14 protein-coding genes are annotated in these 13,095 nt (G+C 42.4%); 6 read left to right on the top strand and 8 right to left on the bottom strand.

Features of this window, described 5'->3' with window-relative positions:
- Positions 1–388: 388 nt before the first annotated feature.
- Entirely contained in the window at positions 389–715 is a 327-nt protein-coding gene (locus AC5JM2_RS34945) for a thioredoxin family protein (RefSeq protein ID WP_495840720.1), read from the top strand.
- Here AC5JM2_RS34945 and AC5JM2_RS34940 read toward each other — a convergent pair.
- Both AC5JM2_RS34940 and AC5JM2_RS34935 read right to left on the bottom strand, forming a co-directional pair.
- The gene (locus AC5JM2_RS34940) at positions 702–935 is read right to left on the bottom strand and encodes a hypothetical protein (RefSeq protein ID WP_495840654.1); all 234 of its coding nucleotides are present in this window, start codon (positions 933–935) and stop codon (positions 702–704) included. The two genes, AC5JM2_RS34945 and AC5JM2_RS34940, sit on opposite strands and share 14 nt — an antisense overlap.
- A gap of 87 nt (positions 936–1,022) precedes the next feature.
- Positions 1,023–2,879: a S8 family peptidase gene (locus AC5JM2_RS34935; RefSeq protein WP_495840653.1), complete on the bottom strand. Its 1,857-nt coding sequence runs from the start codon at positions 2,877–2,879 to the stop codon at positions 1,023–1,025.
- A 120-nt stretch (positions 2,880–2,999) separates the two neighbouring features.
- On the opposite strand from AC5JM2_RS34935, the gene AC5JM2_RS34930 reads away from it, so the two are divergent.
- The 4 genes from AC5JM2_RS34930 (at position 3,000) to AC5JM2_RS34915 (ending at position 6,066) form a co-directional block, all read left to right on the top strand.
- Positions 3,000–3,422, top strand: a complete 423-nt coding sequence (locus tag AC5JM2_RS34930) for a hypothetical protein (RefSeq protein WP_495840652.1) — start codon at positions 3,000–3,002, stop codon at positions 3,420–3,422.
- Between the two features lie 106 nt (positions 3,423–3,528).
- Positions 3,529–4,350, top strand: a complete 822-nt coding sequence (gene thiD, locus AC5JM2_RS34925) for a bifunctional hydroxymethylpyrimidine kinase/phosphomethylpyrimidine kinase (RefSeq protein WP_495840650.1) — start codon at positions 3,529–3,531, stop codon at positions 4,348–4,350.
- A gap of 264 nt (positions 4,351–4,614) precedes the next feature.
- Positions 4,615–5,205, top strand: a complete 591-nt coding sequence (locus AC5JM2_RS34920; RefSeq protein WP_495840648.1) for a hypothetical protein — start codon at positions 4,615–4,617, stop codon at positions 5,203–5,205.
- 522 nt (positions 5,206–5,727) lie between these two features.
- A complete protein-coding gene (locus AC5JM2_RS34915; protein WP_015197276.1) occupies positions 5,728–6,066 on the top strand; it encodes a P-II family nitrogen regulator in 339 nt (112 codons plus the stop codon).
- Positions 6,067–6,141: 75 nt separating this feature from the next.
- Here AC5JM2_RS34915 and rdgB read toward each other — a convergent pair whose 3' ends face one another.
- The 3 genes from rdgB to pip form a co-directional block, all read right to left on the bottom strand.
- Entirely contained in the window at positions 6,142–6,726 is a 585-nt protein-coding gene (gene rdgB, locus AC5JM2_RS34910) for an RdgB/HAM1 family non-canonical purine NTP pyrophosphatase (RefSeq protein ID WP_495840644.1), read from the bottom strand.
- A 288-nt stretch (positions 6,727–7,014) separates the two neighbouring features.
- Positions 7,015–8,454: a phosphoglucomutase/phosphomannomutase family protein gene (locus AC5JM2_RS34905; protein WP_495840642.1), complete on the bottom strand. Its 1,440-nt coding sequence runs from the start codon at positions 8,452–8,454 to the stop codon at positions 7,015–7,017.
- 135 nt (positions 8,455–8,589) lie between these two features.
- A complete protein-coding gene (gene pip, locus AC5JM2_RS34900; protein ID WP_495840718.1) occupies positions 8,590–9,540 on the bottom strand; it encodes a prolyl aminopeptidase in 951 nt (316 codons plus the stop codon).
- 117 nt (positions 9,541–9,657) lie between these two features.
- Here pip and AC5JM2_RS34895 point away from each other — a divergent pair, with 117 nt between their 5' ends.
- A complete protein-coding gene (locus AC5JM2_RS34895) occupies positions 9,658–10,194 on the top strand; it encodes a lamin tail domain-containing protein (protein WP_495840640.1) in 537 nt (178 codons plus the stop codon).
- A 76-nt stretch (positions 10,195–10,270) separates the two neighbouring features.
- Here the strand turns inward: AC5JM2_RS34895 and fcmC are convergent, their stop codons facing one another.
- From fcmC to AC5JM2_RS34880, 3 genes are all read right to left on the bottom strand, one after another.
- On the bottom strand, positions 10,271–10,798 hold the full coding sequence (gene fcmC, locus AC5JM2_RS34890; RefSeq protein ID WP_495840638.1) for a filament morphology membrane protein FcmC: 528 nt from the start codon (positions 10,796–10,798) through the stop codon (positions 10,271–10,273).
- Positions 10,799–10,803: 5 nt separating this feature from the next.
- Positions 10,804–11,949: a filament morphology actin-like protein FcmB gene (gene fcmB, locus AC5JM2_RS34885; RefSeq protein WP_495840636.1), complete on the bottom strand. Its 1,146-nt coding sequence runs from the start codon at positions 11,947–11,949 to the stop codon at positions 10,804–10,806.
- Positions 11,950–12,326: 377 nt separating this feature from the next.
- On the bottom strand, positions 12,327–12,941 hold the full coding sequence (locus tag AC5JM2_RS34880; RefSeq protein WP_495840634.1) for a DedA family protein: 615 nt from the start codon (positions 12,939–12,941) through the stop codon (positions 12,327–12,329).
- Positions 12,942–13,095: the final 154 nt, after the last annotated feature.

The raw sequence follows: 13,095 nt of genomic DNA, 5'->3' as shown, positions 1-13,095 counted from the left end.
ATTTATTTTTTGATACGAAACAAGTGAGAATTTGGCGGTTTTTGTCCGGAACACCCTAGTTATTCATAGAACATAGAATTGGTAGATGCACCCTGATAACTCACTTCCCTAGTTGGCTACTCGCTACTGGGGATTTATTTTTTGATACGAAACAAGTGAGCATTTGGCGGTTTGCACCTAACGTTCAATCGCTGACTGGTAATATTTGGTATTCTTCTATAATATGTTATTCCACAAGCCAGTGTTAAGATCTCAAGAATTTTGATATTTTGCCACCGCTAATCCTTGGGGCAAGTGCGGGGGGATTCCAAAAATCACTATTCAAATCGAGCACCGCCAAACGGAGTACCGTTATAGTGGGAGGCTTCTTATGGAGTTAGGTAAATCTATGAATTTAGCTGTCATCAAGTTTTCTTCCGAAGACTGCGGTCTCTGCCACAAGATGTCTTTCTATGACAAAAAGGTGACAGAAGAATTGGGTTTGCAATTTATTGACGTGAAAATGCAGGATACAGCGACTTATCGGAAGTATCGTCAGATTCTGTTGAGTCAATACCCTGATAAGTCACAGATGGGATGGCCCACCTACATTATTTGTGATTCGCCAGAAGGAGAATTTGAAATTTTGGGCGAGGTCAAAGGTGGTCATCCCAAAGGCGAATTTAGAAGTCGCTTGCAAGAAGTTCTCAATTCACCAGCGTCTAAGGAGAGTTAATCACCTCAAAAGATTTTACTTCTAGCACTGGGCCAATCATAGCAGCAGTCATAACATCTTCACGTACCTGTCCAGTGACTTTTGCTTTTTGTCCTTGTTTGAGTAAATTTTTGTCTCCTCCTCTAAGGATTTCGTATGTATCACCCTTATCAGTAACTAGCGCCCAAGCGCCAGTACCAATGTCACGGCGTTCAACGGTACCTGTAACTGTGATGCTCATATCCGTAAAACTGCTCCTAATTGCTGAGGGGATGAGACACAGAGGGAGAGAGGGAGGAAAACTTCCCTACTTCCCTCCTATTTCTGTTTAAGCTGGTTGTTCTTCGTTTTTGACAGCTAAACGAGCTAAACCGAAACATAACACAGCATTAACGATGAGGAATATACGGGCTAAGATACCACTGCCCAATCCCAAAACTGCAGGATCTAAAACTGCACTTACCGCTAAACACGCTGCTACACCTAGTGATGAACCAATGGCAAACCACTTCCATTTAGGATTTCCTAGCAAGAGCGCCATTAAGCCTAAGGGAATTAGTACGCTGGCAAACAGTGGGTTAAAAGCATCTGTTCCTTGAAGGGTATTGCCTAATTCTGGAATAGAACTGCCCAACACACGGAAAGGCCATTGGGGAAGGTCAAAAATATAGATTCCCTTGAGAAAGAATAATCCTGAACTACCAGTGATCAATCCCCAGGATAAATTCCAGCCCCAGCGGAACGGGAAGTAAACCCGTAAAAACCAAGCCAGGACATAAGAACCGACGACCATCAAAATCTTGGGTAACAACGCTATAGCACCGCCATCAATCCAAAAACCAGGGTTGAGATAGCCGCTATCCCGTAGCCAACGGAAGAAGTCTTGGAAAGAAATTTGCCCTTGAGTGGCTAATTGCACTGCTGCTTCTGCGTTGAGTTGTCCAGCGCCATAGTAGTTCAAACTGTCATCTTGAACACTTCGTGCTGACTGCTTGAGGACTTCGAGAATTTGGTCTGGTTCTTTGACGCCAGAGGCTTTTACTAATGCAGCAACACCAGCAACGTGGGGTGCTGCCATGCTTGTCCCCTGGAAACCCATAAACACTGCTGTGCCTTTGTTATCAGGGTCGATGGTTTCTTGCAAAATCTTGCCTGCATCACTACCACCAGGGGCGGAGATATCTACTCCAGCACCAAAGTTTGAATAGGGTGCGCGATCGCCATCCGGACCAAATGCCGAAACACCGATAACATGGGGATAACGCGCTGGGTAAGAAGCAGAGTTCTGATTTTCATTACCAGCAGCAGCAATGATGATCACTCCTTTTCTATGGGCATAGTCAATAGCATCTTTCATCAGGTGACTGTCACCGCCACCGCCTAAGCTCATATTTATCACATCTGCACCATTATCAGCAGCAAACTTAATCGCTGCTGCGATATCAGCAACAGTACCACCGCCATACTCATTCAGAACCTTGAGAGGCATCAGCTTGGCTTCGTAGGCAATTCCAGCTACGCCATAGCTGTTGTTGGTCGATTGGGCGATCGTACCAGCAACGTGAGTGCCATGTCCATGATCGTCCTTGGCTTCTACTCTGTCGCTAACAAAGTCATAGCCAGGGACAAATTCTGTCTCTATAAGATCACGCACGCGAGTGACGCCGCTATCAATCACTGCAACCGTAATGTCTTTGCCTTTGGTTTGAGTCCACGCGCCTTCAACATGAATATTATGGAGATTCCACTGCTTGCTGTAATAGGGATCGTTGGGACCTTTCAATGTCGGTTTTGCTTCGTCAGCCTCTTGCGAGGGTTCTAATAATTCTCCCAGCCAAGTTGCTTGACCTGGTTTGGGAATTTTGTAGATATAATTTGGTTCAATAAAATCCATGACTCGGGCAAGTGGCGACTTTTTCAATTCTTTGAGTCGCAGCTTATCGCCCTTGATGATATAAACATTGTCCTTGGCCGAATATTGATTATCTAGTTCGGGAGTGACGTTGTACTGTTGAGCAATAGCTTGCAGATCCTGCTGCAATACCTCTTTGGGAATATCTTCCCGAAAATTTAGGACTATTGTCTCAAACTCGCCTTTGGCTGCGAGTCCCTGAAAATTCATAAAATTAAACAAGGCAACGCTCAGCCCGATGACAAATAAGCAAAATAATATTAACTTTCTCATTTCAAACCATTACCGCTTTTTGCCAGTTTGCTCACTACCATAACTCATACAAGCCCTTTGGTGGTGCATCTGGCACTAAACTTAGGATTTTTATACAAACTGGAGGACAATTTTTAAAAGATGGAACGTGGTCTTTTATGGTTACCGCTGTTATTCGCATTTTTTTGGTTGGCTTGGCAAGGTTCACAGGAATATCAAAAGATAGAAGCATACCGCACTTGGGCAGAACAATTTGAACAAGCTAAGTATGATATTTATGCAGTTTTGGGTCACAAAGGCAACAATATAACTTGGGGCAAACCAACGCCAAAAGGACCAATCAAGTTAGAATCATTTTCTTTGCTTGATGTGCAAAGCATCACCCTTTTGGTAGACTCAAAACAAGTAGAAGTAGAAAAACCACCCGAAAAAGGTCGTACTATTGAGTTGGAATTTTTATTTTCCGAACCAGACAAAACAGTACGTGTTCCTTTTACAGAGATTCCCTTAGCCGCAGAATGGGGCAAATATTTGCAAAGTCAATTGCAAAGCCTTAAAAGTTAAAAGTCTAAACTTAAAAACCAAGAACAACCACCATTAACACCAGATGGGGAAGTGAGGGAAGTTTCCTTCCCTCCCTCTTTTTCTCCCTCTCTCCCTCCCCTAACCTATGAACTCCGAAACAACATCCAAGGTGCCCGTTGCTTTAACTATCGCCGGATCTGATAGCGGTGGTGGTGCGGGTATTCAAGCAGATTTACGCACTTTTGCCTTTCACTGCGTTCACGGAACAAGCGCTATCACCTGCGTGACAGCACAAAATACTTTGGGCGTCATGCGGGTTGATCCTATACCACCAGAGGCTGTTGTGGCACAAATTCGCGCCGTGTATGAAGATATAGGCGTCCAAGCGGTGAAAACGGGAATGCTATTTAACAAGGAAATCATTACCGCTGTTGCTGAACAGGTGGAGGCTTTACAAATTCAAAACTTAGTCGTCGATCCAGTGATGGTTTCTCGCACAGGGGCACAATTACTAGATAATGATGCTGTGAACACTCTGCGTCATTTGCTCATTCCTAAGGCTGCTATTGTGACACCAAATCGCTATGAAGCCCAGATTTTAAGCAGTTTACCAATTAATTCACTAGATGATATGAGAGCAGCGGCTCAAATCATTCACAGGAATGTACGGGCAAAGGTTGTTTTAGTCAAGGGTGGAGGTATGCAAGGAAATTCACGTGGTGTTGATATTTGGTTCGACGGACACAAGATGGAAACTTTGACAACAAAACACGTAGAAACAAAAAATTCTCACGGTACTGGTTGTACTCTGTCTGCGGCGATCGCCGCCCATCTTGCACTTGGAAGCGACTTGATAACAGCAGTACGACAAGCAAAGGAGTATGTCACTTCAGCCCTTTCTTACGCTTTAGATATTGGCAAAGGACAAGGTCCTGTGGGACACTTCTTCCCACTGTTGAATAAGTAAGGGAGTCACAAAGTAAGGAATGACAGAAGTTGCAAAATCGTTTAAACTTCTTTTTTACCAACATTCCTTTTTAAGCTCATACTTTACAAATTTATATCCTATTTTTGATAAACTTGTATCTTTCTCCTCTTAAATTGTAAATTCATCATTTTTAGCTTCAAGAATATCTTTCTATTATTCTTGGGCATACTTTCACCAGACTAATTGTCTCTGGTAGCAAATTCGCTTAACTGACTGACATTAAATTTTGATTGAAATTTACCAATGCGAACAATCTCAAATTCAGTTCACAGCAATACACCAACAGGAAATACACAAGTCTATTCTCCCTCTGTACCGCTTTCTGTCTATCGGGACTTGGCAACAGAATTGCAAACTGTCCAAGGAAAGTTAGACACTCTCAATGCTCAAAATCAACAAGTCGTAAAAGAAAATCAATTACTTAGGCAAGAAATTACCAAAGCTGTTGAGTCTGTTTCGCGCTTGCAAAAGCTGGTTGATTCACAAGCCAAGATTAATTTTTCTCAAGCTTCCCAAGCATCTTCTGATTCTAGAACCCAAAAAAAACCACCTATTACTGAAGTAGGTTCTAAAGAGCAAGTTTCCCATCCGCGTGCTTTTTATGCAGAAAATTTCCAGACACCTGTTTTTTCCCAAAAAATAGAAATTCCAAGTTCCATTCCAGAACCAGTCTTTATAGAGGAACAGCAAGTTAGCTATGATTCTTACAGAGAATCAGAGCCTTTACGAATTAAGGGCTGGTGGTTAATAATAGGTATCTTGTTCATTATTGCTCTTGGTTTTAGTGCTGGGTATTTGGTAGTACGCCCTTTACTTCAAAGTCATAGTCGTTAAGTCAAATCATTCTTAAACTAAAAGTGTGACACATCACACTTCATCTTTGTTTAAAAGTTAAATAAGCTACGAAAAAATGATAAATTGAACGTAGAAACCTCATAGAATAACTGAAAAGATGATTAAGGTAGATAATGCTTATACCAAATCCGCTTTTATAGTCTCCTTTGTCCCCTAAAACAGGTGGAACGAAACGAGACTTGTCCAAAAGTCGTGCAGACTAATGGAAAAAAGAAAGTATCCGGATTTAGTATTACTAGTTTTACTTTTCTTTGATAAGTAAATCATTTACTGTTAAGTCATCTGGCAAGTGATTCAATATTTATTTGAGGTGACGTTGCTAAGCTAATGAGCATGCTGATTGCAGTTTTTTGTTAAGACTATCTACGGTTAACAGTAACTTTTGACTTTTGAATCTTAACAAATCTCACAAGTTAAATCTGCAATCTGTAACAGCAAACGCAAAAATGTTAGACACTGGATCTGCTTTGATAGATAAACGTAGAAGTCGGGAGAAAAGAAATGAGAAAAGTAGAAGCTATTATTCGTCCCTTTAAGCTTGATGAGGTAAAAATTGCCCTCGTTAATGCTGGTATCGTTGGTATGACTGTGTCAGAGGTACGGGGTTTTGGACGTCAAAAAGGTCAAACAGAACGCTATCGCGGTTCTGAGTACACAGTTGAATTTTTGCAAAAACTAAAAGTGGAAATAGTTGTTGAAGACAACCAAGTTGATATGGTTGTTGATAAAATTATCGCAGCTGCTCGCACAGGTGAAATCGGTGATGGCAAAATTTTCATCTCGCCAGTTGAACAAGTTGTGCGAATTCGTACCGGGGAAAAGAATACAGAAGCTGTTTAGCCACAAAAAGTTAGTCGTTAGTCGTTAGTCGTTCATATTTAGATAGAAGTTGAACTAACAACTAACAACTAACAACTAACAATCAGTGTTATTTAAATGAGGCAACTTTTGAAGTAAAGATGCAAAAGCTTTGCCTCTATGGCTAACTGAACGCTTTAACTCTGGCGTCATCTCAGCAAATGTCAATTGCTTTTGTTGAACGTAAAAAATTGGATCATAGCCGAAACCGCTATTTCCACGAGGCGTGTAGAGGATTTCACCAGGACAAACCCCTTCTGATTGTAAAGCGATTGTACCATCTGGACGAGCGATCGCCACGACACAAACAAATTGGGCTTGCCGATTTGGTGTGTCGCCTAATTCCCGCAACACTCTGGCAATTCGCTCTTCATCAGTTTTGCCATAACGTGCAGAATACACTCCTGGTGCACCATCAAGGGCATCCACTTGTAAGCCAGAATCATCAGCGATCGCCCAGTTTCCTGTTGCAAGTGCTACTTGGGATGCTTTTAAGCAGGCATTAGCACTAAAGGTATCTCCTGTTTCCTCGATTTCCAATTCTTCAGGCTTGAGAGTTAAGTCCCAACCAGAATCAGTTAGGTAAGCTTGCATTTCTTTCAACTTACCTGGATTTCCTGTCGCTACTACGAGTAATGTCATAAGTCAGTTAACAGTTAACAGTTAACAGTTAACAGTGATCACTGACTTATGACAACTGATAACCCTTCGGGTATGCGCAAAGCGCACGCCCAGAGGGCTAAAGCGAAGCATCTCCAGAGGAGATACGCCAGATGACTGTTGTCGGGAAACCTGCCCACAGCACTGCTTCCTCAGTTTGAGTTAAGGTTTCAATCCCCAACTCAAACTGTCTTTAATTTTGAATTTTGAGAGAAGTTGGAGCGGAGGAAACCTCCGCTCCAATCTTCGGTGATTTTGAATTTTGAATTGTTAATTCTCTGCCCAGTCTTTTGCCCAAGCTAGAGTTTGATGTACTTGTTGAAGTGTGGGTGCTTCGCAGTACAACCGTAAAACGGGTTCGGTACCGCTAAAACGAATCATTAACCAACTGTTGTCCGCTAGGCGGAATTTGTAGCCATCAATTGTCTGGCAATCAATGACTGGTTTTCCTGCGATTTCTGTTAAAGGTTGGGTTTGCAATTGTTGTAAAAGACGCGATCGCACTTCCATGCTGGCGAGGGGTAAATCGATGCGATCATAGGCGGAGGTGAAATCTGTTTGTTGTTGTAAATGGCGATAGTAATCACCTAAATCTAGCCCAGATTCCACGATCGCTTCTAGCACGTACAATGCTGATAAAAGTGCATCGCGTTCAGGTATATGGCTTCCGTACCCAATTCCTCCCGATTCTTCGCCACCCAACAAAACTTGTGCTTCTAACATTCTGTCAGCAATGTATTTATAACCGACGGCTGTTTCAAACACTGACAAGTTGTGGAGTGCTGCTACGCGAGGAATCAAGTCAGAACCACTCACAGTTTTGACTATTTCGCCTTTGAAATTGCGGCGTAGGGTTAAGTGGTCGATTAATATTGGGATTAAGATTTGTGAACTTAGGAAATTGCTGTCTCCATCAACAGCGGCAATGCGATCGCTGTCCCCGTCAAACACCAACCCTACCGCTAAACCTCCTTGATTCGTTTTTTGGTGATTTTGCATCACCTCAAATAGATGCGAAAGGTATTTGGGTAGTGGTTCTGGTGCGCCGCCACCAAACAGGGGATCACGATTGCTGTTAATTTCTTTGATCTCATTGCCAAGTAGCATTGCCAATCCACCAGCAGCCGCGCCATGCATCACATCGGCAAATACTGTGAGTTTACCTGCGGCTATCGCATCGCGGATTTTTGCAATGTTAACTTTACCTTCGAGTGCTTGACAATAACTGCCCCAGGGGTTGAATTTCTCTATTTTGCCTGGAGTTGATGCGGGTGGTAGTTCGTCTGATAAAAGTGCTTCTATCTGCTTGGTAACTTCTGGCGGTGCAGAACCACCAAAAGCACTTTTGACTTTTAATCCCAAATATTTGCCTGGATTATGACTCGCGGTAATTACGAGTGCACCCAAGGCATTTTGTTCCTTCGCCGCCCAACTAAAAGCTGGAGTTGGGGCATAAGTATCCGTGAGTAGTACATCAAATCCAGCAGCACAGACAACATCCGCGACTTTATGAGCAAAATCTTCTGCCATAAACCGTCGATCGTGTCCGACAATAATTGTACGGCTGCCTGTTGTTTTTCCGTATGTATCAAGTAAAACTTTTGCGGCAAGTGGCGCAACTAAGGCTACACGCTCAAAGGTGAACTCATCGGCAATGACGCCCCGCCAGCCGTCTGTACCAAATTTGACTACGTTAGCTACTACTGACATTGAGGTATCCCTACTTTCTAACAGTGGATTCTAGCATTCACACAGGGCACCCGGTAACAAGACTTTTAGTATAAAAAGTGTAATAGTAATTATGATACTATTGATGACACACAAATAACTAAATGTGTTCCTAACTCATTGAAAGTTTGCAAACTTATCTGTTGCCGAAATCAAAGCGCTAAGAATTCCTGGTTCACTCATTGAATGTCCAGCATCAGGGACAACAACAAATTCAGCTTCTTCCCAAGCACGATGTAATTCCCAAGCGGATATCATCGGACAAACAACATCGTAACGTCCTTGAACAATCACTGTAGGAATATGGCGGATGCGCTCAACATTTGAAAGTAATTGATTCTCTGATTCAAAAAATCCTTTATTAATAAAATAATGACACTCAATTCGTGCAAAGGCTTCTGCAAACTCATTTGTGCCAAACTTTTGCATCAGTTCTGTATCTAGAAACAATCGACTTGTACTAGCTTCCCAAATTGACCAAGCACGGGCTGCTTCCAACCGAGTTTGTGCATCTGAACTGGTTAAGCGTTTGTAATAAGCTGTTAGCAGATCATTACGTTCTGTACGCTCAATTGGTTTGAGATATTCTTCCCAAGCATCAGGAAAAATATAACTAGCTCCCTCTTGATAAAACCATTGCAATTCTTTGTGCCTTAACATAAAGATGCCACGTAAAATGAGTCCCGTGCATCGAGAGGGATGAGTTTGACTGTAAGCTAATGCTAGAGTGCTTCCCCAACTTCCACCGAAGACAACCCACTTTTCTATACCCAAATGCGATCGCAGCTTTTCAATATCACTAACCAAATCCCAAGTGGTGTTTTCCCGTAGTTCTGCATGAGGCGTACTTTGACCACAACCACGTTGGTCAAACATTACAAGACGCCATTTTTCTGGATTGAAATATTGTCGATAAAAGGGCGGACATCCACCTCCTGGTCCTCCATGTAGCAAAACAATTGGCTTGCCATGTGGGTTGCCTGACTCTTCAAAATGAATAGTGTGCAGGTCAGAAACCTTTAACTTGCCTTGTTTGTAAGGTTCGATGGGTGGATAAAGTTTTTGAATTCTTTGCATTTGACCGCCTAAATTATGGGACTAGTATATTAAATTACTTTAATTTTGGATAATTTTCATACTAGATCTCATGATCTATGCTGAACAGAGGGAGTAAGCAAGGATTTTATGAAAAAACTTTTCTCACAGACGGCTGTTGCCATTGTTGCTTTGGTTTTGTGCTTCACAACAGTACTAGGCTTGCCGACTAAGGCTGAGGCTAGCGTCAATACTAGTCCACGGGGAGTAGTGATTAAAGACATTTTCTATAAAGGGGTCGTAAAACAGACGGAGTCAGATGAGTATGTTGAAATTACCAATCAGGGACTAGCAAAAGTAGATCTATCAGGGTGGCGACTCAATAGTGACGATGGTCGGCAAAACTTTTATTTTCCCAAAGGGACGCTGTTGACACCAGGAAAAAGTTTGCGAGTTTATACCAATGAGATACACCCAGAAAGCGGGAGTTTGAGTTTTGGCATTAAGCGAGCACTTTGGAACAATAAAGGGAATGTGGGGCTACTGTATGATGGACAAGGCAATCTGGTGGATAGCTTCAGCTATGGTAATAAAAAAACCGATAAAGCAACTGCCGTCTCAAAGCAGCCACAAACACCACAAACTAGCCCTGCTAAGTGGTTAACACAAAACAATAAAAATTCATAAATATAAAACCTCCTTAAGAGAATTCTCATTAAGGAGGTTTTATACCAGTCAAACACATTCACAGCCTGAAATGTCCTTAGAAATCATCCAGAAACTGGCTAATACGGCTGATAACTGGATCAACTTCTTGAGAAGGAGTGGCAGCAGCATGATTAGGAATAGAAGTATGATTGATTACTTCTATGGCTGAGACCTGTTGAGGGGTTGGAGGGGAAGTGGTTGAAACATTGTTCAGCATAATAGCCAATTGAGCCACTTGTTGACTCAGTTGTATTAGCTGCTGTTCCAGCATTTCCAACCGATTAGCTTCCTTGGCAAAAAAACGTTCCTCAACGTTAGCTATCTGACTTTGCAGTGCAGCAATTTTTTGTTCCAGAATTTTTTGTTCCACCCCTTGTGTTACTGTTGCTGCTGCTGGTTTCGGGGCTGGTCGTACAGATTCCGGTACGCATAAAGATTGCCATAAGGCTTCTTTACAGAGGTCGCTGAAAGTTTTTTGGGGATCTTTCTCCAAATGACTTTCCACAAGAGCTAACAAGCTTTCGTCAGCCACCCCTGGCTCAAACGTAACGGATTTCACTACTTTTTTTGACCATTGGAACATCAGTGTTAAGTTCTAGCGCGAGCGTTGGATAACTGTGCCTCTCCATAAATATATTGCCCTAAAGCGTTTGCTTGCCGAGACGGCGAAGCTAAGTGGGCATTAATTTTTGCTTCTTTGAGCAAGCGTTGAACATCTTCCCAGAAGAATTCTCCACCTCCTCCGGTGAGAATCACATCGGTAACGCGCTCTGGTAGCCATGCTAGCACGCGGTTACAGATTTCGCGAGAAAACATTTCTATCAAATTGGGAAGAAAGTCATCTAGATTGGTAGGCTTGCTTGCACCTCTAGGACGGTAGAAGCGATCGCCTTTGATTCGGTTGACTGCAGCAATCAAAGATAGAGACTGGCTATCTGCGCCCTCAATTTCAGCAGCAACCAGTTCATAAAACTTGCTCATACCGAAGTCTTCACTCTTTGACGCACCTCGGGCAAAGCGGAAATTATCAATCATCAAACAATCGGTGGTTTGATGTCCAATATCAACAATTGCTACAGAGACTTTGGTAAAGTCGGGCATTGCTGTACCTCTCTTTGGTTGAGCCTCACACCATAGTAAGCTGCCATAGCCTTCTGGCATGACCCAAACCTTGTTGATATTCAATGGTACGCTTTCTCCGCGAAAATTCATCACATGAGGACCACTGAGTTGGCTGATGAGCTGTGCTTTTTCCTTCTCAAATTGTTCTTGAGAAAGGTAAGGCAGACCGAGTACCACAGAGATCTCATCTTTGAGCTTAAAGTAGCCAGCGCAAGCCAAGACTTTGATCAGTGCGGATTCGACTTTAGATTGACCGACTCCTAAGTTAGCTCCGAAATCTGCTGCCAATTGACCTACAGCGTATCCATTGCCTTGATATTCCAACCACAGATCCATCAAAGGATCAGTTGCGCGGGCTTCAAAAACACCTCCACGCACTTGTTCCATTGACATTTCTTTCACGTTTGCGGAGACGAACGTCACATTATTAGACTCGCGGCTAATACAAGTCTTTGTAGAAGTTCTACCTAAGTCAATACTGAGAATCTTTTTCCCCGGAACACCAGCAACTGGTTGAGGGGGAGCAGCATTTATCGGAGTCGCTGCTGAAACTCTATTCATTGGAATAGCAGCGGCGTTCATGGGAGTAGCAGCGGAAGGTTGGTCTGTCATAAAAGCTCCTAGTACTTAACTTAGCTCTCACAAGTTATCATGCTCATCTTACAGAAATGGGTGTACCAGAAAACATCTGTTGCGTCAACTGTAGCAAGCAATATATAAACAATCACTTAGTTGTTGAGCGATAAACATGGCACGTAAGTTTCACTAAATATCATAGAATGACAAAACTAACAAGGAGAATTGCAAAAACTTGCTTTTATACAAATAGAAAGTAAGTAGCCGTAATGAATTCTTAGATAGCGGTAGTGAGAACAGGAAAGTTCCCTACTTTCTTACCACTGGGCGTTTTCCGGCCAGCACGACATTTTATATTTCATTCAAACCACCTACTTGCTTATTTTTCCAACGCTAGTTATAAATAATAATTTTTACTTTTTCCTGTTTTTTCGCTTACGCTTCATTACCCAGACGACAAATCCTAGGATCAGAACTACAGCCAAAATTTTAGAAACAGGAGCCAGATACTCGTCCACTAACTTATACTGACTACCCAAGGCATATCCTGAGTATGTTAGCAAACCAACCCATACAGCGCTACCTAAAGTTGAGTAGATTAAAAATGGTAGCAGCTGCATATGACTCATGCCTGCGGGTACAGAAATTAAGGTACGTACTCCCGGTACAAGCCGACCAATAAAAACTGCTTTGCTACCTTGCTGGTCAAACCAGTTCTTTGCCTTAGTGATATCTTTACTTGATATACTCAGCCACTTACCGTACTTATCAGCCCAAGCTTGTAAACGCTTTTCCCCTAATAATCTACCAGGATAGTACCAGATAAGTGCGCCGAATACTGAACCTAGCAGTCCTGCAAAAAATACGCCAATGATATTAAGCTTTTCTGGGGTTGCCCTTGCTGTAAATCCCGCCAATGGCATAATTAGTTCTGAAGGAATCGGGGGAAAGACATTTTCCAGAAACATCAGCACAGCGATCCCCCAATAGCCCAGAGAGTTAATAGTATTGGTTATCCATTCAAGCATCAAGTGTATTCCTGAAATTACGACAGAAGTTTCGTAGTCATTTGTTGTTACTACATCAAACTTGCTTTATTTACAGGACTTACGCAGCAATAAGCGAAAAACGTATCTTCGCGTATACTTAGAATGCACCACAAAGGACACAAACAAATACGAG

It is taken from the genome of Brasilonema angustatum (assembly GCF_059505445.1).
This window is presented reverse-complemented; position numbering and strand designations above follow the sequence as displayed.